This is a genomic window from Xanthomonas sp. NCPPB 1754 (genome assembly GCF_041475725.2).
Taxonomy (GTDB): Bacteria; Pseudomonadota; Gammaproteobacteria; order Xanthomonadales; family Xanthomonadaceae; genus Xanthomonas; species Xanthomonas euvesicatoria.
Genome location: NZ_CM192982.1, coordinates 4,341,809 through 4,363,751, shown reverse-complemented (window position 1 = coordinate 4,363,751; position 21,943 = coordinate 4,341,809). Strand labels below are relative to the sequence as shown.

General features: G+C 58.9%; 21 protein-coding genes and 1 pseudogene. 5 read left to right on the top strand and 17 right to left on the bottom strand.

The window, feature by feature from the left end; genetic code table 11:
• Positions 1 to 135 precede the first annotated feature (135 nt).
• From ACCQ15_RS18785 to ACCQ15_RS18730, 12 genes are all read right to left on the bottom strand, one after another.
• Positions 136 to 1,296 carry a metallophosphoesterase gene (locus ACCQ15_RS18785; protein WP_372380926.1) on the bottom strand — a complete coding sequence of 387 codons (1,161 nt, stop codon included), beginning with the start codon at positions 1,294 to 1,296 and terminating at the stop codon, positions 136 to 138.
• Positions 1,297 to 1,330: 34 nt separating this feature from the next.
• Positions 1,331 to 2,059, bottom strand: a complete 729-nt coding sequence (locus tag ACCQ15_RS18780; protein WP_372380925.1) for an NADPH-dependent F420 reductase — start codon at positions 2,057 to 2,059, stop codon at positions 1,331 to 1,333.
• Positions 2,060 to 2,069: 10 nt separating this feature from the next.
• Positions 2,070 to 3,380 (bottom strand): NTP/NDP exchange transporter, encoded by a 1,311-nt coding sequence (locus ACCQ15_RS18775; protein WP_372380924.1) that lies wholly within the window; start codon positions 3,378 to 3,380, stop codon positions 2,070 to 2,072.
• Positions 3,380 to 4,546 (bottom strand): MBL fold metallo-hydrolase, encoded by a 1,167-nt coding sequence (locus ACCQ15_RS18770; RefSeq protein WP_372380923.1) that lies wholly within the window; start codon positions 4,544 to 4,546, stop codon positions 3,380 to 3,382. The genes ACCQ15_RS18775 and ACCQ15_RS18770 overlap by 1 nt, the downstream gene beginning before the upstream one ends.
• A gap of 22 nt (positions 4,547 to 4,568) precedes the next feature.
• Positions 4,569 to 5,600 (bottom strand): SDR family NAD(P)-dependent oxidoreductase, encoded by a 1,032-nt coding sequence (locus ACCQ15_RS18765; RefSeq protein WP_372380922.1) that lies wholly within the window; start codon positions 5,598 to 5,600, stop codon positions 4,569 to 4,571.
• 47 nt (positions 5,601 to 5,647) lie between these two features.
• Positions 5,648 to 6,391 (bottom strand): SDR family oxidoreductase, encoded by a 744-nt coding sequence (locus ACCQ15_RS18760; RefSeq protein WP_372380921.1) that lies wholly within the window; start codon positions 6,389 to 6,391, stop codon positions 5,648 to 5,650.
• A gap of 341 nt (positions 6,392 to 6,732) precedes the next feature.
• Positions 6,733 to 7,851 (bottom strand): alpha/beta hydrolase, encoded by a 1,119-nt coding sequence (locus ACCQ15_RS18755; protein WP_372380920.1) that lies wholly within the window; start codon positions 7,849 to 7,851, stop codon positions 6,733 to 6,735.
• 64 nt (positions 7,852 to 7,915) lie between these two features.
• Positions 7,916 to 8,557, bottom strand: coding sequence for an NAD(P)H-binding protein (locus ACCQ15_RS18750; protein ID WP_372380919.1), 642 nt, complete (start codon positions 8,555 to 8,557; stop codon positions 7,916 to 7,918).
• Between the two features lie 172 nt (positions 8,558 to 8,729).
• Positions 8,730 to 9,458 carry a dihydrofolate reductase family protein gene (locus ACCQ15_RS18745; RefSeq protein WP_372380918.1) on the bottom strand — a complete coding sequence of 243 codons (729 nt, stop codon included), beginning with the start codon at positions 9,456 to 9,458 and terminating at the stop codon, positions 8,730 to 8,732.
• A gap of 15 nt (positions 9,459 to 9,473) precedes the next feature.
• On the bottom strand, positions 9,474 to 9,815 hold the full coding sequence (locus ACCQ15_RS18740; protein WP_372380917.1) for a cyclophilin-like fold protein: 342 nt from the start codon (positions 9,813 to 9,815) through the stop codon (positions 9,474 to 9,476).
• Between the two features lie 224 nt (positions 9,816 to 10,039).
• Complete coding sequence (locus ACCQ15_RS18735; protein WP_372380916.1) at positions 10,040 to 11,257, bottom strand: MFS transporter; 1,218 nt, start codon at positions 11,255 to 11,257, stop codon at positions 10,040 to 10,042.
• Between the two features lie 303 nt (positions 11,258 to 11,560).
• Positions 11,561 to 12,073 (bottom strand): cyclophilin-like fold protein, encoded by a 513-nt coding sequence (locus ACCQ15_RS18730; protein WP_372380915.1) that lies wholly within the window; start codon positions 12,071 to 12,073, stop codon positions 11,561 to 11,563.
• A 98-nt stretch (positions 12,074 to 12,171) separates the two neighbouring features.
• On the opposite strand from ACCQ15_RS18730, the gene ACCQ15_RS18725 reads away from it, so the two are divergent.
• Complete coding sequence (locus ACCQ15_RS18725) at positions 12,172 to 13,086, top strand: LysR family transcriptional regulator (RefSeq protein WP_372380914.1); 915 nt, start codon at positions 12,172 to 12,174, stop codon at positions 13,084 to 13,086.
• 101 nt (positions 13,087 to 13,187) lie between these two features.
• On the opposite strand, the gene ACCQ15_RS18720 is transcribed toward ACCQ15_RS18725, so the two are convergent.
• Positions 13,188 to 13,952 carry a glucose 1-dehydrogenase gene (locus ACCQ15_RS18720; RefSeq protein ID WP_372380913.1) on the bottom strand — a complete coding sequence of 255 codons (765 nt, stop codon included), beginning with the start codon at positions 13,950 to 13,952 and terminating at the stop codon, positions 13,188 to 13,190.
• A 133-nt stretch (positions 13,953 to 14,085) separates the two neighbouring features.
• Positions 14,086 to 14,676: an NHL repeat-containing protein gene (locus tag ACCQ15_RS18715; protein ID WP_372380912.1), complete on the bottom strand. Its 591-nt coding sequence runs from the start codon at positions 14,674 to 14,676 to the stop codon at positions 14,086 to 14,088.
• 1,508 nt (positions 14,677 to 16,184) lie between these two features.
• On the opposite strand from ACCQ15_RS18715, the gene ACCQ15_RS18710 reads away from it, so the two are divergent.
• Entirely contained in the window at positions 16,185 to 17,357 is a 1,173-nt protein-coding gene (locus tag ACCQ15_RS18710; RefSeq protein WP_372380911.1) for an MFS transporter, read from the top strand.
• A 32-nt stretch (positions 17,358 to 17,389) separates the two neighbouring features.
• A pseudogene (locus ACCQ15_RS18705) lies at positions 17,390 to 18,453 on the top strand (NAD(P)-dependent alcohol dehydrogenase).
• A gap of 132 nt (positions 18,454 to 18,585) precedes the next feature.
• Here ACCQ15_RS18705 and ACCQ15_RS18700 read toward each other — a convergent pair.
• A complete protein-coding gene (locus tag ACCQ15_RS18700; protein WP_372381583.1) occupies positions 18,586 to 18,696 on the bottom strand; it encodes a hypothetical protein in 111 nt (36 codons plus the stop codon).
• 283 nt (positions 18,697 to 18,979) lie between these two features.
• Here ACCQ15_RS18700 and ACCQ15_RS18695 point away from each other — a divergent pair, with 283 nt between their 5' ends.
• Together ACCQ15_RS18695 and ACCQ15_RS18690 are read left to right on the top strand one after the other, a co-directional pair.
• A complete protein-coding gene (locus ACCQ15_RS18695; RefSeq protein WP_255171906.1) occupies positions 18,980 to 19,105 on the top strand; it encodes a hypothetical protein in 126 nt (41 codons plus the stop codon).
• Between the two features lie 83 nt (positions 19,106 to 19,188).
• Positions 19,189 to 19,500 (top strand): DUF932 domain-containing protein, encoded by a 312-nt coding sequence (locus tag ACCQ15_RS18690; RefSeq protein ID WP_372380910.1) that lies wholly within the window; start codon positions 19,189 to 19,191, stop codon positions 19,498 to 19,500.
• A 13-nt stretch (positions 19,501 to 19,513) separates the two neighbouring features.
• Here ACCQ15_RS18690 and ACCQ15_RS18685 read toward each other — a convergent pair.
• A protein-coding gene (locus ACCQ15_RS18685; protein WP_506187865.1) for an IS3 family transposase occupies positions 19,514 to 20,616 on the bottom strand; the annotation gives its coding sequence in 2 pieces (ribosomal slippage) (positions 19,514 to 20,358 and positions 20,358 to 20,616; 1,104 coding nt in all).
• 219 nt (positions 20,617 to 20,835) lie between these two features.
• A protein-coding gene (locus ACCQ15_RS18680; RefSeq protein ID WP_089504397.1) for an IS3-like element ISXac2 family transposase occupies positions 20,836 to 21,923 on the bottom strand; the annotation gives its coding sequence in 2 pieces (ribosomal slippage) (positions 20,836 to 21,671 and positions 21,671 to 21,923; 1,089 coding nt in all).
• Positions 21,924 to 21,943 lie beyond the last annotated feature (20 nt).

Below are 21,943 nucleotides of genomic sequence, written 5' to 3'. Positions count from 1 at the left end.
GTTGGCGGTTTGGCATGGCCAAGGGGGGGCAGACTCCCATGCGGTATCAGCTAATTTCGCGTCTTGTGAGTTGCCAGGATCAGATGCGCTTGGATGGAGTCATCCTGCTGAGTTGACCCAATGGTTTTGCTCTCTTCATAGGTCTCGGTCCCGTCGCAGCGTAATGATCGACACCTCGCGTGGCACGCCGATACGCAACGGTAGCCAGTGGCCAAGTCCCGAGCTCACATCGAGATATCCACTCCCTTCCTGATAAATGCCGTGCATGTAGTCGTAGGCGACGATCACCGGCCGCCCGAACAAGCGAACTTGGCCCCCATGTGTGTGGCTGGACAGCGTCAGCATGGCTCCACGCGCCGTGGCGATGGGAAAGAACTCGGGGTGGTGCGAGAGCACAACGAGAGGCTCGCCCGGCATGACCTTCGCAAAAGCGAGGTCGGCGAATCGGTGCATCGCGGCGTCCTGCTCATCGCGGGGGAGCATGTGACGCCCGTCCGCAGCCAGCGGATAGTCCACGCCAGCCACGCGCAGAGGAACGCCTCGCGGATGGACTTGCATGCTGCTATTGATCAGCACCTCGATGCGGGGATTGCGCCGCTTGAGCGCGGCGACGACGGCAGCCTCGTTGGGATATTTGTCGTGGTTGCCGAGGATGGAGAGCACTGGCAGAGCCTCGCTGCGCTCCAGAGCATCCAGCGTCGATTCAAGTTGATCTAGGTCGTCGATCAGGTCGCCGGTGATTGCCAGCAGGTCCACGTTGCGTGCGTTGACGATATCCACTGCGGCAGCCAGATCGGCGGGTTTGATAAAAGGCCCAATGTGGACATCGCCGATGTTGGCGATGCGCAGGCCATCCAGACCGTTGGGCAGACCACTCACCTGGATCACCTCCTCGCGCACGACGGGACCGCCGACGGTGCCGAAGCTCACGGCGATGCCAACCGCTAGTGACAGGCCGATATACATGAGTTGCAGCAGCGGGCCATGCTGCTTCGTCCCAGCGGGCAAGCGGCGACCGAGCAGCCAGCGTCCTGCCTGGAACAGGGCGAAAGGCACAATCAGAAGCACCGCTGTCACCAGCGTGCCGATCCAGGTGCTGACGAGCCAGCGTCCAGCCTCGCTTGAAGCGCCGTTGAGATCGGGCAGGAACCACCAGACTAGGTGCACGAGCGCGGCGGTTGTCCAGAAGGTCGCTTGAGCTCTCGGTCTGCGCGCGGCCGGGCCGCTCGCTATTAAGAACAGGCCAACCACGAGCGTCAGCACTAGGGAGCGAAAGAGAACGAACGTCAGGCTCATAGGGGAATCCGCTTCTGCATCAAAGTGTGCGCATTCATCCGGCGGCGGAAAGGCCGAGACGACGTCGCAGTTCCGGCGCGGTCAGATGGGCGCGGAAGCCCGGCCCGCCGGGCTGGAAGACGGCAGCTGCGGCCAGGTTGCCGACGATCACGGGATCGCAGCCGGCATCGCGCACCAGCGCCGCGGCCACCCGCATGGCCCCGGCATCATCGCTTGCGATGGGCATGCCGATGTGCCCGCTGCGTCGAGAAGCAGAGGTCTCCACTACGGTGGCATCGACCGCACTGAACGCACGGACCAGTCGCGAGCCGGGCATGTATTTGGCAACGGTTTGGGCAGTACCCAGTTCTCGCGCCTCGCGATAGACAGCGCTGCTGTTCGCGCCCCATGCATTGGTCGCGTCCAGGACAATCTTCCCGCTGTAGGCGCTGCGAAGATCGCGGCCGATTTGGGGCAATGCTTCGAAGGGCACGGCCAGCAGGAGCACGACGCCAAACTCAGCTGCCGCCGCTGGAAGGCCCACCGAAGCGCGCGGCCCCAGCTCGCGGGCCATGGCTGTCAGTTGGTCGGGGTTACGGGAGGAGAACATGACCTGATGGCCTGCCTTGACCCACAGGCTGCCTACGGTGCCGCCCAACGAGCCGGCCCCGATCACGCCGATGCGCATCGGCTCGGCCGCGAAGGCGCGAGTCACCGAAATGAGTGCTGGCAACGTGGCCAGCGCGCCGAGAGATTTCAGAACAAGCCTGCGGGAAGAGCTCATGGTCATTGTCTCAGTCAGTGGATGAAGTGATGCAGCCGTCTTGACGCTCTTGCATCTGATGGACCCGCCCTAGCCAGATGCTCAGGCCTAGCCAGACCGCCGACAGGGGCAGCGCGATAAAAGGGATCTGCATAAGGCCCAGGCCAAGGCTCATCAGGGCGGTGTGGCCCCAACTGGCGAGCTGATCGCCACCGCGATAGACCACTGTGTCGATAAAGTTTTTGGCCTTGTAACGGTCCTCGCGCGCGCTGGAGGTAAACAGGATTTCGCGGGCCGGCCGAGCCAGCGCGAAGTTCGCCACACGGCGGGCTACTTGTGCGCCCACGATGAAGGTGACACTGGGGCTAACGGCGAGTGCTGCAAAGCCCGCGAGACTGATCAGGGGCAGGATGCAGAGGGTCACCACGATGCCCACGGTGGCGATTATTCGGCCGGTGACGAAGAGCTGGAAGACCAGCGTGATCGAGTTGACAATCAGATCGATGTTGGCGAAAAACGCGGTGCGTGCCGCCCGGTCTGGGAAGGATGACTGGGCAATGCTGGCCTGTTGGAAATACAGGAAAGTCGAGGTGACTGAGTACAGCAGGATGAACAACGCCAAGCCGCTTAGGTATGGCGAGCGCAGGGTGTGGACCATACCCGAGAAGATGCTGCCGCCCATGGGCGAATCGGGGTTGTTGTGGCGTGGGCGGTGCTGCAACGCAGGGGCGAGCAGGGACAGCCTGCGCGAGGCTAGAACCGCCATCTCCAGGAACATGATAGCGATCGCCATCAGCCAGGCACTGTCGAGGTGTGAGATGAGGCTAGAGGTGATGGCAGAGCCGATGATGCCACCTGTCGTCGCGCCGGCGGCGAACAGCCCGAACAGCCGCTTGCCTTGCTCGCTGTCGAAGATGTCCACCATAAAGGACCAGAACACCGAGACGACGAACAGGTTGAAGACCGAGACCCAGATGAAGAAGGTACGTCCGATCCACACCTGCGCATCGGGATTGGCAAAGTGCATCAGCAGAGCAAACAGCACTAGGTTTGCCGCGAAGAAGCGGTAGGCCAAGGCGATGAACTTGCGCCGCGGCAAGCTACGCACTGTCAGTGCGAACAATGGGCTGGCCACTAACATTGCCAACAGCGTGCCCGAGAACAGCCACGGCAGGTTCTCGATACCACCAGCAACGCCCAGCTCGTCGCGGATCGGGCGCAGCACGTAGTACGCCAGGAACAGCGCGATCACGTACAGCATGGACCACAGGACGGCAGGCGCCTCTTCGGGGCGCACGCCGGCCAAGCGTTGCCACAGTGAGGCGACAGTGGACTGCAGCATTATTTCATCTCCTTGGACTCAGTTGCCGGATGGGGCTGCGTGTTCATAGCGCCGCTTTCCCACCAAGCAGTGAATGATTGCGCGCGGCCGTCTAGATAGACCGGTTGTCCAATCTCAGGCGTCCACAGTGCATAGCCACGTCCCTGGCTGGCTGCGACGATGCGCTTGAAAGGGTCGTCCCAGTCGTGAGGCGCGAGGGAGAAGCGGCCCACGTGCGCCGGCATAAGCACATGGGTGCGCAGGTCCTCGGCCGCCTGCGCAGCTTGCTCCGGGTTCATATGGACGTTTGCCCAGCGCGGGTCGTACTGTCCGGTATCCAGCGCCACCCAATCGAACGGGCCGAGTCGCTGGCCTATCTGGGCGAAATGTGGCCCGTAGCCAGAGTCGCCACTAAGGAAGAGCCGATGCTCTGGAGAGACCAGCGCAAAGCCGACCCAAAGTGACTGGTCTCGGGTGAGGGTACGTCCGGAGAAGTGGCGGGCCGGCGTGACATGAATCTGCAGTTGCGGCGTCAGCGCAACGACCTCGTTCCAGTCGGCCTCGCGCACGCGGCTCATGTCGTAGCCCCAGCGCTCGAAATGTGCCCCGACACCCAGTCCCACGATCACCTGCCGAACCTTGGGCTGCAGTACCCGCATGGTCGGGTAGTCCAGGTGGTCGTAGTGGTCGTGGCTGATTAACAGCGCGTCGATTTCGGGCATGTCGACAGCCGCATAGATGCTGGTGCCCTTGAAAGCTTTGTTCACCGCGGGAACGGGTGCGGCATTGGTGCTAAAGACGGGATCTACCAGAAAGCGTTGCCCGCCCAGTTGCACAAAGTAGGAAGAATGGCCCAGCCAGACGACCAGATCCTGCGCCGGGTCGAGCGCCTTGAGGTCGGTTTTGACGGATGGGAGCGCGCCCGGTGGCCGGGGATGGCCTTTCTCTCCAAGAATGGTTTCCATCCACATCGACCACTCGGACTGATCCGTTGTCTGCATGGGCGTATCGATCTGGTTGAGAAACGCACCATCGATATAGTTGCGCGAGTGGGACATCCGTTCCAGCTGCTTGCCAGTGGGCAACGCTCCGAAAAGGGGACGCTGCAAATAGCCGATGACACCCGCCGTGCCGAGGATGGCAATACCGACAACGGCCATGGCCAGACGAGTCCAGAATCGCTTCATGTAGGGGATCCCTTGGTTGCCATCACGCCAGCTTGGTGCCGGTGGTACGCGCGAGTTCGGTCAACAACTGGTCCTGGAACCGGATATCGCTGACAGCGGGATGCGGCTGTTCACGTCGCTGGTGATGCCAGTAGCCGCCGCTGGTAAGTGCGTCGGGCACGTCGCTGACGGCTAGCCACTCCTGGGTCACATGTCCCAAACGCAGGTCATCGGGCGCGCCCGGACCGCCCATCTTGGTTGGTACCCAACCCGGGTCGACAGCATTGCTAAGGACTTCAGGCCACAGCCGTGCGACCGATGCTGCCAGTGTGGTGACAAACAGTTTGCTGTCCGAGTAGCTGCCCGTTGACGTACGGCCGGACCAGTCCATGTCCACCAGGTTGGCGCGTCCGCTCTTGTGCATGCTGCTACTCAAATAGATCAGGCGCTTGGGGCGCTTGATCAGCGTCGTTAGCAGGTAGGGCGCGACGACGTTGACCATCAGCAATGGCGAGCCAGAAAGGATGCCTGCGTTATGGATGACCGTATCCATCGCGCCAATCGCATTGACCTGGCTAGCGAGATCGCGGGTCTGTGCGAGATCCGACAAGTCTCCGATCGTGGCGATAGCGCCCTGGTCCACCAGTTTCTGCACCGCCGACAGTCGCGCCTGAGAACGCACATGCACGACGACGTCATGGCCCTGGGCCAGTAGGGTCTCGGCTGTGGCATGGCCCAACCCGTCGGCCGAGCCGGTGACGAAAACGCGAGCTTTGCGGCTCACCGTATTGCCTGTGCCTCGTTGCATGCTGGGTATGGGAAACTCCTTTCGACTGTTATTCATCGTTTGCGTCCCGGATGCCGTGACGCTCAATAGCGAATCCGCAACTAGCGCCGAACCTAGTCCGGCGCTGCTGGAGAGAAATTTTCGACGGTCCATAAGAGTTTCCTTTGTCGGCCGCACGACGTGGTGTCGCTTGCGACCATTTGCTCTGTTGAACCCAGCCGCCGCGATGAAAAAGCGAATGGAACAGGCTATTTTTTTACGCTTTCGAATCCAGCCAAATGCTTCCATGCAGTTGCTTGGTTGTGCTCAGAAATACTGAGGAAGGCGTGCCGCAATCACCACGGCTGATTCGCGGGGCCGACCGTGAACTCGTTGATCGTCGTGTCCTCCGGCTGATCGATCGCGAATGCAACGACGCTGGCAATTCGATCCGGGGAAATGCCGAATTTGTCGTAGATGCTTTGCATTTGATCGAGGGACTCTTTGTCGCTGAACGTTGTCAGTAGTTCGGTATTGATGGCTGCGGGGTAGATCGTCGCCGTACGGATGTTGGTTGCTTCCATGGCCGACTCCATGCGCAAGACTTCCATGAAATCGCGCACGAACCACTTCGTACCTCCATAGACCGCGCCGCCCGGATAAGCCTTGAGCCCGGCCACCGATGAAGTGGCGATGACGTGGCCAGATTTTTGTGCCAAGAATTCGGGCAATACGGCTGCCACGCCATTGAGCAGACCCTTAACATTGACATCAACCATCTGATGCCAATCGACGGTCTTGAGCGCGGACAGCGGCGAGTTCGGCATCAGGCCGGCATTGAGGAAAATGGCATCCACGCGGCCAAAGGTGTCCTTGGCCAGCTTGACGATGGCATCGTTCTCGGATTGCTGGGTGACGTCCAGCGCCTGATACGCAGCCTGGCCTCCGCGCTGATTGATCTCGTCAACGATCCGCTTCAGGTTGTCCGCGCGCCGCGCACCGAGAACGATCTTGGCGCCTTTGCTTGCAAGCAGCTTGGCTGTGGCCTCGCCAATGCCTGATGACGCGCCGGTGATGATGACAACTTTGTCTTTAATCATGATGTTTCTTTGCCTTTTTTAAAATACCGGCAAGGTCTGCCAGCGTGAGTTCAGTACATAGGAAATCTGCTGTCTACAGCCAACGCGTCGCTTCTCACGAAGGTCGAGTCCGAGCCGTAAATCCCGGAGCACTGCGTCGGCGATTTCCTCGCCATGGCACAGGTGCTTCATAAGAAGCGTGCAGCAGGTCGTCTATCGACAGCACTTCGTTGTCCAGCGTTAACGAGACCATCGTGTGTCCATCGTGCCGACGCACACGGCGTTGAAGCACACGCCACGCGTTGCGCATTTGAGCGCGGCGCTCTCTTGGATGCTCATGTAAGACTTCGTGATCAGGTGGATCAACCCTTGAGGTTCTTTCCGAAAAATTCGCTGATCTTGTCGAAGGGAATTTTGTCCGCGTGGTCGTACAGATCAACGTGGCTGGCGCCCGGGACGATCACGAGTTCTTTAGGCTCTGCAGCAGCCGCATAAGCGGTTTGGGCGAAATAGAGTGAATGAGCTTTCTCGCCGTGCACGAACAGGATCGGACGCGGCGAGATCTCTTTGATGTAGCTCAAGATCGGCATATTCATGAACGACAGCGGCGTGGTAACCGTCCAGGCGTTGCCGGAGTTGACCGCACGCGGGTGGTAGCCGCGCGGCGTCATGTAATAGTCGTGATAATCGACCATGAACTGTGCTTCGCCGCCCTTTAGTTCTTTGTTGTAAGGCGGTTGGTAGGCCGGCTTTCCGTTCGCAGCGTCTTGCCAGCGCTGCTGGCTCAGTTGCTCCAGTGTCTGCGCGCGCTGTTCACTGGTCACGCTATCGTTGTAGCCCTTGGACATGACGCGTGTCATGTCGTACATGGTGCTGGCGACAACTGCCTTGACGCGTTTGTCAGCAGCCACGGCATTCAGTGCCATGCCTCCCCAACCGCAGATGCCGATCATGCCGATGCGCTCACGATCAACGTAGGTTTGCAGGCCGATGAAATCGACCGCCGCCATGAAATCTTCGGTATTGATGTCCGGTGAAGCGACGTTACGCGGTTCGCCGCTACTTTCTCCGGTATAGGAGCCATCGAAGGCCAGCGTGACGAAGCCGCGCTCAGCCAGGATCTGCGCATAAAGTCCCGAGGACTGTTCCTTCACTGCGCCGAATGGACCACCGACGACGATCGCCGCCAGCCGCTGGTTCGCCCGATTTTTTGGAAGATATAGGTCGGCCGCGAGGGTAATGCCGTAGCGATTCTTGAAGGTGACCTTCTGATGGTCAACCTTCTGGCTCTTGGGAAACACCTTGTCCCATTCTTGCGTTAACCGCACGCTGCCTTCCTTGGCGGTGACAGTAGTATTTGCCGCCAGCACCGTTTGATCGCCGAAAGTCGCGGCCATTCCTGCAAGGAGCGAGCCTTGAACGAAACCTTTGAGGGCTGTCCGCCGCTTGATGCTCGTGATGTTCAGGGTAGCTTCGTTCATGATGTTTTCCCGTGTGTTATTGGTGGTGAGGCCGGTAAATCGGTTTAGGTCTCGTCTATGAGGGTCAGCGGTACGCTGCCGGCCTGTCGCCGTCGGTATTGGGCTGGCTGATGCCCAGATTCTGTTTTGCGTAGCGCTGCGGATCCTTTACGAGGTCGGCCATGAAGCGCCCGATGCTCGCGCCCGAGGTTTCCGTCCCCTTGTAGGTTTCGCCTTTACTGGTCAACTCGAATTCTTCGCTTGGCTTGTTGGTCAGCCACACGGGGCGCAGGACGGTGTAGTCGAGCCCCGACTGCTCGGCGACCTCTGCGGCCTGCAGGTTGATGGGGCGGTACTGGCCGACCATACCTTTGTCCCAGACGTTGAAGGCTGCGGGCAGTTCCTCATAGATGCCGCCTGCGCTGGTGACGACGATGTGGCGTGCGCCGACCTCCTTCATGGCCCGAACGACATTCGCCGTCTTAACGTCCAGGTCTATGCCACCCAGAGTGCTGATGACAATCTCTTGCCGACGGATTGCACGAGTTAGCTCTGCAACGCTGGTGGCATCGCCTTCCACGACACTGACGCGATCGCTTCGCATGCTCTGCATACGGCTTGCGCGGCGCAGTAAAAGGGTTAGCTTCACGTCATCTTGTTTAAGCAGGCGGGGGATGATTTCTCTCGACGTACTGCCATTGGCGCCGATCAGGATTACGTTCTTCATGGTTGAGTTGGCCTTCGTTGTACTCACTGACTTGGCCCTCCGAGAGCATTCGGTGTCGCTACACGTGCTTGACGCGATAGCTTCGGTAACCTCAAAAGCAGCGGCAAGGAGACCGGACAGCAAGACGATCTTTCTTATTTGGGTTGCCTTGCAAGCTGGGAGTCTTCGAGGGTCAGGGGCGTAGGTTGTTCACCCTGTAGCGCAACCACACGGTGCTGTCGTTCAACGGCTTTACGTCGATCAGCGTGAACGAGTACGGCCGGGTTCTGGTCAGTGGTTCTTTGGCCGTGAACAGGCCCGGTGCATCGGGCGAAGCGTCGGATACTGGGGCCAATAACAGGCTCACTTCATCGACTAAGCCGTCCTGCACATACGACCAGTTCAACACGCCACCGCCGCCGATCATCACGCGCCTCATGCCGAACAGCGTCGCGAGCTTGTGCAGCGCCAGGGCGTTGTCCGGTGCATCTTTCCCCGCGATAACGTATGAGATCCCCAGGCGACGTAGCAGCTCCTTATAGGCGTTGCTCGCTTTTTCGGTGAGTACTGACACCACGTGCGAGCGCACATTGCCGTAATCGACGTGGCTATCCTGCCAACCCAGACGTCCGGCAGGGTCGAGCGCTACGTAGTATATCTGCGCGTGCGCCTCTGCCACGAAGTCGCCTTCGGGAACGATCTCCGCCGATGAGTTCAGGTCTGGCTCGCGGTAGCGTGTGAAGTTATCGTCTGTCGAAACCCGGCCATTCAGATAGCCCTGGATGTTCAGGACTTGTCGATCTGCGTGCAGCGCAAGTTGCTCGTATTGAAGCGCTGCCGAATCAAATTCTGGTAATTCAATACCGTGGATTCTTCCGTCCAGCGAAGTCAGCGTGTGGATGATGACATAGGGCTTCTTCAAAGGAGTCTCCTGCATCTAGTTCTTAGAAAACTCGATTCGCACGCTGCCGCCGCCCAGCGCCTGTTCGAGGCCAGCGGGATCGTCTACACGGCCGAGGCGCGTGTACGAATAGGACGAGTTGAAGGTCAGGTAGAAGACCACCAGCGTCTTCGATCCATACAGCATGAGGTCGCCGTTGCGGATCGTGCCGGGCCGACTGGCATTCATAGGCAGCGCCTTCGGCAGCTCGGCGTGCTTCTCGTTGCCGTTGAGGTCAGGCATGTCCATCGAGAGCGGCAGCATTGCAATCAAGGCGCCGGCGGCCTCGGTATCGGCCAGGGTGATGGCGAAGCGGCGTTCGCCGACGGTCATCCACATGCGGGATTCCTTTGGTTGGGTAGTTGCCGGCGCATTGGCGGTGGGAGCGGCTAAAGCACTCGGCTGTGCGGCATCACACCCGCCAAGCAAGAACAGACCGCAAAGCAGACATTGCGCGCGCCTGATCCTTCCCCGCAGGCTGCGCCCAGGGCGTTGTTCAATGACCGTCTTCGTAGAAGTATTGGGGCGCATGGCGATGGTGTCCTCCGGTCGTGAGGTATGGCTCAGTCCGTCTGTCGTACTTGCGAGCGCCAGGTGAGGAACGTAAGGAAAGCCGCTAACAGCAGCACGCCAGCACTCGCCATGAAGGTGCTTTGGTAGCCGGTCGAATCGAACAGCAGGCCGCCGACAGTTGAACCCAGGGCGATAGCCAACTGGATCACGGCCACCATCAGCCCGCCGCCAGCTTCCGCGTTGTTCGGCATGGCTTCGGCAATCCAGCTCCACCATCCGACGGGTGCTGAGGTAGCGACTAGGCCCCACAAGCCCAGCAGCGCACCCACTGCAGGGACCCAGGTACCGAAGGGAACCAGTGCAAGTGCAATTGCCGACATAAAAACGGGGATTACGACCAGCGTCCCGTAGAGGCTGCGCTTGAAGACGTAACCGACTAGCGCTGTACCGATGAAGCCGGCCACGCCGATCACCAGCAGGATCAGTGACAACGTGGATACCTCTACGTGCGTCACTGTCTCCAGGAACGGCCTTACATAAGTGAACAGGGCGAACTGCCCCATGAAGAACGCGCCGCAAGCAGCCATTCCAAGGGCCACCTGTCGGGCGCTTAGCAGCTTGAAGACGTTACCAGAGCTCGGTACGCGCTCCTGGGCCTGCATGGCCGGCAGGCTGATCCACTGCCAGACCAAAGCCAGTGCGGCCACCGGGACTATGCAGAAGAATGCGCCACGCCAGCCCATCAACGAACCGAGATAGCTGCCCAGCGGGGCAGCTATCACCGTCGCCAGTGCGTTGCCGCCGTTGAAGATCGCCAAGGCACGCGGCACCTGATCGGCGGGCACCAAGCGCATGGCTGTGGCCGCCGACATTGACCAGAACCCGCCGATTACCACGCCGATGAGCGCACGGCCCATCATGTAAATCAGATAGCTCGGTGCCAGCGCCACCACGCTGCCGGAGACAGCCATCAGCGCCGTCAGTGCCAGCAACAACATCTTGCGGTTCATGCCACCTGCAAGCCACGAAATCGACAGGCTGGTCAGTACCGCAAATGCGCCGGAGATTGCGATGCCTTGTCCGGCCATCCCCTGCGTGACCCGGAGGTCGGCTGCTATCGGCGTCAGCAGGCTGACCGGCATGAATTCCGAAGCAACGAGCGTGAAGACGCACAGAGACATGGCGAGCACGCCGCCCCAGTGCGCAACCAACGGTCGCTCCCCCAATTTGTGTTTAGAAGAACTTCCCTGGCCCAAGGCTTCAGACATTCGTGCGGTCACGAGGCCACCGACTGAGCAAGACGCTTGCCAGAGGACGAGCTCAACTTGTCCCAAAGAATGAGGTTCGCGCGGTGCGCAGATCGAGCCATGGCAGCAGGCGCCATCGGTGCGGCATTGATCGACGCCGCCGCGCCAGCTACAGTGCTTCCGGTCTTGAGAGAGTACCCTCGACCTGCTTTGGCGCCAGACGCATTTGTGATTTCAGGGTCTGTGATGTTCTGCTTACTCATATTCGATGCCAATCAAGTTGAATTGGTGATAGATGCCAACTGTTTGAAAGTTCGATGGCAGTCAGTCAGCTACGCGTTCGATCCGAACCTCAAATGGTCCAGGGCGCTGCAAGATGGCTAGGCCCGTCTCTACGCGGCCAAGCCGCATCAGGTCGGCTGTGTAATTTCCTGTCCCGTTCTCAACGAAGATCGCTAGATTTCCCCAGGGGGCGTAGTAGGCGAGATCACCACCTCTGACAGGCACCGAACTTTGGGCACGGCTCCGGGGGATTTTCTGGGGAAGAACGGCGATACGTTCGATACGGGCGTAGTCGGTCAGCGTCAGCGTCAACGGCAGCTGTGTCGCGAAATCTCTCGCAGATGGGCTGTCGTCAAGTGTGGCGATGGCTTCCTGCCCAGCGACGCTCAATCGAATCTTCAAGGGCAACTCCTGAGAAAGTCCGGGCGAAGCGCCATCCGTTGCTGCAGCAGAGCTAGAGCCGCCGCATGCCACCAGTCCCAAAATCGAGACTAAGAACAGCATCTGGGTTTGATGCCATAGCCGCTGCCGGGAAATCAGGGATGACTTTTTCATACCCTGAATCATTTCGCGTGGACGCGCGCTTGACTAGCTAATTAATGCTTAAAGGGGATATAAGATCAACTAATTAATCTTCGTGAAAAACTATTGCAATGGTCAAACGCAATCTCAACGATCTTCTGTACTTCGTGACTGTGGCGCGGGAAGCCAGCTTCACGCGCGCGGCGTCGTTGCTAGGGGTCACGCAATCTGCCCTCAGCCAGGCCATCAGCGGTCTGGAGGCGCGGTTGGAGATTCGACTGCTCACGCGCACCACGCGCAGCGTGTCGCCTACGGCCGCTGGAGAGCGCTTGCTCAACGCGATCGGTCATCGCTTTGATGAGATCGAGTCGGAGCTGGACGAGCTCACGGAACTGCGTGACAAGCCGGCTGGCACGGTGCGGATCACTTGTGGTGAACATGTCCTTCGGACCACTTTGCTGCCCAAACTCACTCCGTTGCTACGCGAGTACCCCGACATCAAGGTCGAGTTCGACATCAACTACGGGTTTCGGGACATCGTGGCCGACCGTTTCGATGCCGGTGTGCGTATGGGCGATACCATCGACAAGGACATGATCGCGGCGCCGATCGGGCCGCAGTTGCGTATGGCGGTCGCGGCTTCGCCCGCGTACTTCGAGACCCATTCCATACCCAAGGAACCTAGCGATCTGATCAAGCATAACTGCATCAATATGCGTATGCAGACCGCTGGGGGCCTGTACGTTTGGGACTTTGAGCGCCGCGACAAGCAACTCAACGTGCGAGTGGATGGCCAACTTATTTTCAACACCTCACCGAGTATGGTGGATGCCGCGTTGGCTGGGTTGGGTATAGCGCACCTCCCCGAGGATGAGTTCGCGCCGCACATCGAGGAGGGTCGGCTTGTTCGTGTGCTGCAGGACTGGTGCCCCCCGTTCCCGGGCTACTACCTCTATTACCCCAGTCGCCGGCAGCCTTCGCCGGCATTCACGTTGGTGGTCAAAGCGCTGCGCGTTTCGCCCCCGGCAAGCCCAAAGCGGCGTTGAACCGGTTTGGCTTGTCGCACCGATGACAGCCACCGATAAAGCCGGTTCGCTCGTCCTACCGGCAGCAGATCAATCGAGCCGAGTGCCTCGCACGTATTTCATCAAGCCGTCTGGCCTCCATCGACGACGATGGCTGCGCCGACCGTGAAGGCCGCAAGGTCCGAGCACAGCCACAGAACGGTCGCGGCAATTTCTTCAGGCCGCCCCATCCGCCCGATCGGTTCTTGGGCAATCACGGCGGCGCGACCGTCGTCGGTACCGCCTGAAAAGCGATCCATCATCGGTGTCTCGATAATGCCGGGGCAGACCACGTTCACGCGCAGATTCGACTTGGCGTAGTCCAGTGCGGTCGACTTGCTCATACCGATCACACCGAACTTCGAGGCACAGTAAGCTGCAGAGTTTGGGAAGCCCTTCACGCCCGCACCGGACGAGGTATTCACGATCGCGCCACCCCCGTGCTTCAGGATTTCTGGGACTTCGTGCTTCATGCACAAGAAGACCCCGGTTAGATTGACGCTGATGAGGCGATTCCACTCATCAACGGGCAGGTCGGCCGTAGCGTGGTTGGCTTGCTCTACGCCGGCGTTGTTGAACGCGAAATCGATGCGGCCGAATGCTCGCACCGTGGTCGCGACAGCCGCTTTTACCTGCTCTTCGATCGACACATCGCAATGGACGGCAAGGGCCTTGCCGCCGGCCTCTTCGATCAGGCGCACTGTTTCAAGATTGGTCGCATCGGAGTGTCCGATCACGGCGACATTAGCGCCTGCTCTGGCGAACGCAATTGCGGTCGCTCTGCCGATACCGGTCCCACCTCCGGTCACAAAGGCGACTTTACCCGTATAGTCGAAATGAATTGTCATATGAACTCCGTTGACTGCTTTTGAGTGATGAACATTGAAGGTCTCGAGACTGAAGAGGTGTCCAGTCAGTCGGCTAGCGATCTCTGCTTGATTTTGTAGTAGCGCCTTCGAACGAGTTGGTAGCCGGTAGCGCTCATCTAACCCCGGTGAGAACGAATTTTTGGACCCGTCGTCCAGTGCCGACTTCTGTGACGTAGAGGTTGCCCTGGCTATCGGTGTCGATGGAATGCATCCAGGTGAACTGGCCGGCTTGCCGTCCGATGCGACCAAAAGAGCCAAGAATCTGATGGTTCGCGCGCAGGAGGATCCAGATACGTCCATTCATCATGTCGCCGACATAGAGATACTTTTTATCGGGTGAGAGTGCGACGTCGGTGACGGTGCCCAGTCCACCAGTCTTGCCCTCAATCACGACATTCCGCGCGAACTTCAGCGTTCCGTTCTTGCTAAGGTCGAACAACTGGACGCGGTTGTTCTGCCTGTCGCAGACATAGATCTGCCCGTCGCCGGTCGGCACGAGGCAGTGGACGATCGTGCCGAATTCGGGCGCGTTCGGGTTTGGGGCGTTGCCTGCATTGGACGTCGCCTGACTTTGGTCAAAGGTGCCTTGACGGGTCTGGGCGGTTGGCGCGCCGCCATAGGCACCCCAGACGCCGAAGGCTTTGCCGCTGGACTTATCAAATCCGAGGAAGCGTCGATTGATATAGCCGTCGGCAACCATCACCTGGTCTCCGATGTGGCTGACGTCGGATGGGTTACCAAGATGCTCGGTATCGGCATTGCCGTTAGTCTTTTCCCGCTGCCCGATCTGCCGGATAAACTTGCCGTCTGAGTGTAGTTCATTACGACATGGTCACCGCGGCCTATGCCGGCAAACCAAAGTGTCCTGTCACTGTCGACAAAAATTCCGTGGAGACTGATAGGCCATTGGTTGACGCCGTCGATGGTTGGGGCTGTTTCCGGCCCGCCAAAGCCACCGAGGAATTCACCCTCCGCACTGAAATGCGTGACCGGCGGCGCCGCGCGACAGCACAGGGCAATGGGGGGTGATTGACTGAGTCCGTCATCGGTTTTAGTAAGCGAGTCCGGGCGATGTACAAGCCAGACGCTGTCATCGGCGTCAATGGCAACGCCGCTGACTTCGCCCCAGAGCATTGTTTCAGGCATGTGTGGCCACGAAGGATCGACCGCAAACCGTGGAACTCTCGTTCCGGCAGGAGCTGCGACATGCTCCTGAACCGCGACAAGTAACGGAGGTTGCGACGCGGCAAGACCGAGCGATGGTGCTGTGGCGACGAAGAGCGAAAATAGTGATGCACAAGATGGGAGAATGGGTCGCATTGAATGCTCTAGTTTTGCGGTATCGGTGATGGTTCGAATGGAAAATTGCTTTAACTGAGACTGCTCGCTGATTAGTCTTAGTCATTGTGGTGGCACGACGTGTTTCGGTATCGAGTGGCGGTGGGATTAGAGGCCCAAGACGGACTTGACCTAGATGTGAAAAGCAGACCATCATCGAGGGGGTGGGGCACTATGCAGCCACGAATAGTCGGTTCGAATTCTTATTGTCCGGAGTGGTTGAATTTCTCCTCCCGCCGATCATGGTTAATTTCGGTGAGAATGGGCGGTAATTTCGAAATCTGCCCCCGGCCTCTTCAATGAGCTGCACAGGTCCCTCATCCGCTTTGTCGGAGTGGCCAAAAACAGCAACGCTGTCTTGATTTTTCGAGACGGCTACAGTTGTTAAGCTTCAGTCATGCGGTCAAAGCCGATGTAACGCTGTGCTTAGAGTGTCTTCCGTTCGATCAACATGCAATCGGCGTCGGAAAATGATGAACATGGATTTGGAGACGACGAGTGTAAGCACTCAGCGGTTTGGTAATCCTACCCATAAATAATGCTGGAGGAGCGCGATTAATAATTTCAGGAAGAAAAATTATCGCGCGTACATCGCACGTTTAATAGGTGATTAATTATTAAAGAGCATATTAGTTCTGCTAATAAAAATATGTGTAATTATTGGAGGGTGATGCGCTCGACTTAACGTTGATTTTTTTGATGGCTAAGTCTAGGCTTTGTGCAGAAATTGTTGCGCTTTGACTACACGATAATGATGCAGGCGACGAATCTTATCCAGGAGAGCGTCCGATGCGATAAATTATCTACGGTGGAATATTATGCGCTCCTAATCGGATTTGCCGTCGCGGAAGATTCTGGTAAGAACAATATAAAATGTCATATCAGACCAATAGACAGAACCTGCCGATATTTGGTTTGCTGGCGCTCTCGACGACGGCGTTCCTGACCATAATTACCGAGACCCTGCCCGCAGGGTTGTTGCAGGGAATGGCAAGTAGTTTGGGGAGTTCGTCTTCCGGTATCGGTCAGTTGGTCTCTGTGTATGCTCTGGCCTCGGCTCTCGCAGCAATTCCAATGGTCGCATTGACCCGATCGCTACCTCGTAGAACTCTCTACATTGCCTTGGTGTTGAGCTTCGCCATTGCCAATACGGTCACCGCATTCTCCACTTCGTATGCGCTGACCTTTGCCTCGCGGTTTGTGGCCGGTCTAGCAGCAGGAGTGATATGGCCAGTAATCTGTAGCTATGCAATCCGCCTTGTCGAACCCGGGCACATGGGGCGCGCGGTTGCGATCACGCTGGCGGGTAGCACCTTGGCGATGGTAGCAGGGTTGCCACTAGGGTCCGCGCTGGGGGATCTGCTCGGATGGCGCTACAGCTTTGGTTTGTTGTCATTGCTGAGTTTGTTTGTTATTGCGTGGGTGCTGGTTGCCGTACCTGCAGTTTCCAGCAACCCAAAGCAGCAGCGCATCACAGCTCTTGACGTGTTGCGCACGCCAGGCTTGCGTCCCATTCTGTTTGCAACAGCTTCAGCGATCCTGGCGCATTACACGCTCTACACGTATATGGCGCCTCTCGCACAGACACTGAGCTTGCCTGGGGGTACCGCGCAGGGGCTATTGCTCTTTGGTGCTGGAGCGTTGGTCGGCGTTCTGTTGGCTGGCCGTTTGATCGACCTGCGGCTGCGATGGCTGACCATGACTTCCCAAGTCTGCACGGCAGCAATGATGGTCGTGCTCTGGACGAATCCAACGCTAGCGTTGGCCTGCATCGCATTGTTTGCCTGGGGGACATCGTTTGGCGCCATGCCAACGGTGTTCCAGTCGGCAACGGGAAGAGTTGCTGCAGGAAATGCCGAACTCGCCACCGCCATGCTGACTACCATCTACAACCTAGGAATATTCGGTGGAGGAGTGACGGGCGGGATACTGATCAGCAAAGCGGACGTCGCCGTTCTGCCACTGTTCTCGCTCACCTCCATCCTCCTGTCGCTGCTCGTTGTCGCGAAGAGTTCGCAACACGCTTTTCCCCGAGCCCCCACTTGATTTCAATCTCTGCACTGTCTAAGGATCTCACCATGCAAACCATCGGCTACGCATCGCAAGATGCGCACTCCACACTCGCGCCGTTTTCCTTTCAACGGCGCGATCTGCGGGAGGATGACATCGCCATTGAAATCCTTTACTGCGGCGTGTGTCACTCTGATCTGCACCAGACGCGAGGTGACTGGGCTTGGGCGCCCACGATCTATCCGTGCGTGCCTGGCCACGAAATTGTGGGTAAAGTTTGCGCAGTCGGAAACGCAATCACTCGACACAGTGTTGGCGACAAGGTTGCAGTCGGCTGTTTGGTGGACAGTTGCGGCGACTGCGACCAGTGCCGAGCGCATGAGCAGGCACTATGCCGCCAGGGGGTCACGGTGACCTATAACGGCTACGACCGGCGCGACGGGCAGATCACCTACGGCGGCTATTCCACTCATATCGTGGTGCGCGAGACCTTCGTGCTCAAGTTGCCGGCGAGCCTCGACATCACCCGCGCTGCGCCGCTGCTGTGCGCTGGCATTACGTGCTACACCCCGCTGCGCGCGCTGAACGTGGGACCCGGCACTCGCGTGGGGTAATCGGCCTCGGCGGCCTTGGCCATATGGGAGTCAAACTGGCCAAAGGCATGGGCGCAGCCGTCACGATGATCAGCCGCAGCGCCGAAAAAGTAGCCGACGCTCGTGCACTCGGCGCCGACCACGTACTACTCTCTAGCGACACGCAAGCGATGACCGCGGCGGCGAATGACTTTGACGTCATTATTGATACTATTCCGGTCCAACATGATCTCAAGCCCTATCTGCCGCTGCTGGACCTCAACGCAACGCTGGTGATGGTGGGACAGATTGGTTCGATGGAAGGTTTCGACAGTGCGCCGTTGGTGTTCGGTCGCCGCCACGTTACCGGCACACCAGTTGGCGGCATTGCTCAGACCCAGGAGATGTTAGATTTCTGCGCGGATAAGAACATTCTTCCCGAGTGTGAGGTGATCGACATTCAAGAAATCAACGAAGCATTCGAGCGCATGGAGCGTTCCGATGTGCGTTATCGGTTTGTGATCGACATGGCCTCGCTCAGTGCGCCAAAGACTGCGTGATTTACGAAGCGTGTCGATTTCCCGCAATCCAGTGCAGTATGACGTTGGGTGTCCTCCGTTGATGTTGAATATGGGATTAAGGTCTTAGCTAACCCAGCTGTCGTTCGGCATCTGTTGGTTGTGGTCGTTCGGCTAGTCAACACTTGGTCTGTTCACACATCTTGCTCTTGACCGAGGGCATCGCCTGTTCAATATGCCGTGCCGGTGATTGCCATTGAATAGTTCGATAAAGTAGTTTTGCATTGGGTTCCCCGGCTCAATTAAATCCACTGCAATTCCCTCTCGCCGATATCATTCTGCCAAGGTCAGCGCAAATAATTCCTGATCGTTGTCTAGGCCGAGCTTGCTTGGAGAGCCGTTTCATGCCACAAACTGGTCCAACGGCCGGGTGTCGCGCACAGTAGGAAAGCGCGGGTTGACTTTGATTCATTTAAATTTTTATCAAACCCATATTACCTATACGAGGCAGGACACCCTGCCTCGCGTTCGGCGCTCCGCATTGAAGCGTTAGCTTAGGATGCACGTAATGATGAAGAGCAAGGTCGAACTGATCTACTGCATCATGGTCGTGGCCACAGCCGTCATGGCTGGCATCGTCAAATGCACGGTGGCGGCGACTTGCCCTAACTGCAGTGATTTCTTCGATCACTGATAGGCATAACCAGCGTTACCTCTCACAAGGCCCGGCTCGTCCGGGCCTTGTGCATTTATGGCCTCAACTATTAGGAATCGACAATGCACTTGCTTGAATCAATGGCCTATGTCGGCCAAAAGCCCTGGCACGGGCTGGGTAATCAGCTCGCTCGACAGCAATCTATCGAGACATGGAAGCAACAGGCAGGGATGGATTGGAAGATCGAGGAGTCGGAGGTTCGATACATCAGTGGCGGCCAGAACCTTGGAGCCATCAATGCGTTTCCACGGAATAAGGTTCTCTATCGCTCTGACACCAAGGCGCCTCTGGCAGTGGTTTCAAAGCGCTTCCAGGTCGTCCAGCCAGGGGAGATCCTGGAGTTCTACCGTGACCTCGACGTCCCCCCGCCCTGAGTAGCGGTCGGGTTTAGAGTCCGGGGTTGATGATATCGGTGTTTGCCAGATGTTGGGCATAAGCGGACGGCGTCATGCCGCCAATTGCTTTCTTCGGTCGGTCCTCGTTGTATTCGCGTCGCCAGCGTTCGATCTCGGTGCGCGCGTGCAGCAACGTCGGGAACCAGTGCTCGTTGAGGCATTCGTCGCGTAGTCGGCCGTTGAACGATTCAACATAGGCGTTTTGATTTGGCTTGCCGGGTTGGATTAGCCGTAGTTGCACACCACGGGCATGTGCCCAGACGACCATCGCTTTGCCGCAAAACTCCTTGCCGTTGTCGGTGCGGATCACCTTCGGTAAACCGCGACTGTGTGCCAACCGATCCAGCACGCGCGCAACGCCGTGCCCGGAGATCGCGCGTTCCACCTCGATGGCGACCGCTTCGTGCGTTGCGTCGTCCACGATCACCAGACACTTGATCACTCGGCCGTCGGCGGAGCGGTCGAACACGAAGTCCATCGACCACACCTGGTTGGCCTGCGCTGGCCGCAGCAGCGGCTGACGCTCGCCAACCGGCACCTTCTTGCGCTTGCGGCGCCGCACTTGTAGCTGCTGCTCGCGATACAACCGCTCCACGCGCCTGTAGTTCACCAGGCGTCCTTCCTGTCGCAGCTTGAGATAGATCATCCCCACGCCGTAGCGGCGATGGCGATGCGCCAACGCAAGAATGCGCTCGCGCAGTTCGCCATTGCGGTCTTGGCGTGGGCAATAGCGCAGCGCGCTGGCGCTCATGCCGATCGCCGCCAAGGCGCGACGCTCGCTGGCACCACGCCCGATCCACTCGCGCACCAGCGCACGACGCGCCGGTGCGCTCACCACTTTTTTCGCAACGCATCCTTGATCAGGTCGTTCTCGAACAACTGCTCGGCCAGCAACTTCTTTAGCCGCGCGTTCTCGGCCTCAAGATCCTTGAGCCGCTTGGCGTCGGGCACGCTCATTCCGCCGAACTTGCTGCGCCACAGGTAATACGAGGCCTCGCTGAAGCCATGCCGCCGGCACAGATCCTTGATCGCCACACCGGCATCAGCTTCGCGCAGGAAGCCGATGATCTGTTCTTCAGAAAAACGCTTCTTCACGTCCAATCTCCTTGGGGTAGGGAATTGGACTCCAAACTGAGGTGCTACTCAAAATTGGGGGGACGTCGCCGGCTCTCCACCCCCTTCATTACTAGCAGGCTCACCTGTCGGGCGTAGTGGATCAGGAGACCCGCGGCCCGCTCCTGTTTGGATCATCCTGGCTGTGAGCATGCGCTTGTGCGGTAACCCCCCCACTTCTAGCGGTCGCCAGAAGTGGAGCTAAGCGGCCATCGCCAACTTCATGGCAGGCGTGATGCCGCCGAGCGCCATATTCGGGCGCTCGTGGTTGTACGTCCATAGCCAGCGGGTGGCTTTGTCCTGCACCTGGTCGATGGTGTCGAACAGGGTGCGGGCGAGCCAGGCGTAGCGGATGGTGCGGTTGTAGCGTTCAACGTAGGCGTTCTGCTGTGGCTTGCCCGGCTGGATGTGCTCGACCCGGATGCCAAGCCGCTGTGCCCAGGACAGCAACGCGCCACTGATGTATTCAGGGCCGTTGTCGCAGCGGATCACGGCGGGCTTGCCGCGCCACTCGATGATCTGCTCCAGCGATCGGATCACCCGGGCTGACGGCAGCGACAGATCCACCTCGATCCCCAGCCCCTCGCGATTGAAGTCGTCGAGCACATTGAACAGCCGGAAGCTGCGGCCGTCGGCCAACTGGTCGTGCATGAAGTCCATCGACCAGACCTGGTTGATGGCCTCCGGCACCGCCAGAGGCTCGGGCCGCTCACGCACCAGCCGCTTCTTCGGCTTGATCCGCAGGTTCAACTCCAGCTCGCGGTAGATCCGGTAGACCCGCTTGTGATTCCAGCCAAAGCCCTTCACGTTGCGCAGGTACAGGTAGCACAGGCCAAAGCCCCAGTCGCGATGGGCGGTCGTCAGGCGGACCAGCCAGTCGGCGATCCGGGCGTTCTGCTCGCTGGCCTTGGCCTGGTAGCGGAAGCAGGTCTGGCTCACCGCGAAGGTCTGGCAGGCGTGGCGGATGTTCGTGCGCCCGCTCGTGACTGCCGATTGGGCCATCTCGCGTCGCTGAGATGGCCTCACCATTTTTTTGCGAGCGCTTCCTTCAGCAGGTCGGTACTGAGCTGCGCCTCGGCGTACATCTTCTTGAGCCGGCGGTTCTCCTCCTCCAACTCCTTCATGCGTGCGACCATGGACACGTCCATGCCGCCGAACTTGCTACGCCACTTGTAGAACGTGGCCGAGCTGATGCCGTGCTCGCGGCACAGCTCCGGCACGGGCGCACCGGCCTGGGCCTGCTTGAGCACGGCGATGATCTGGCTGTCGGTAAAGCGGGACTTCTTCATGGAACCTCCTCGGGAAAGGG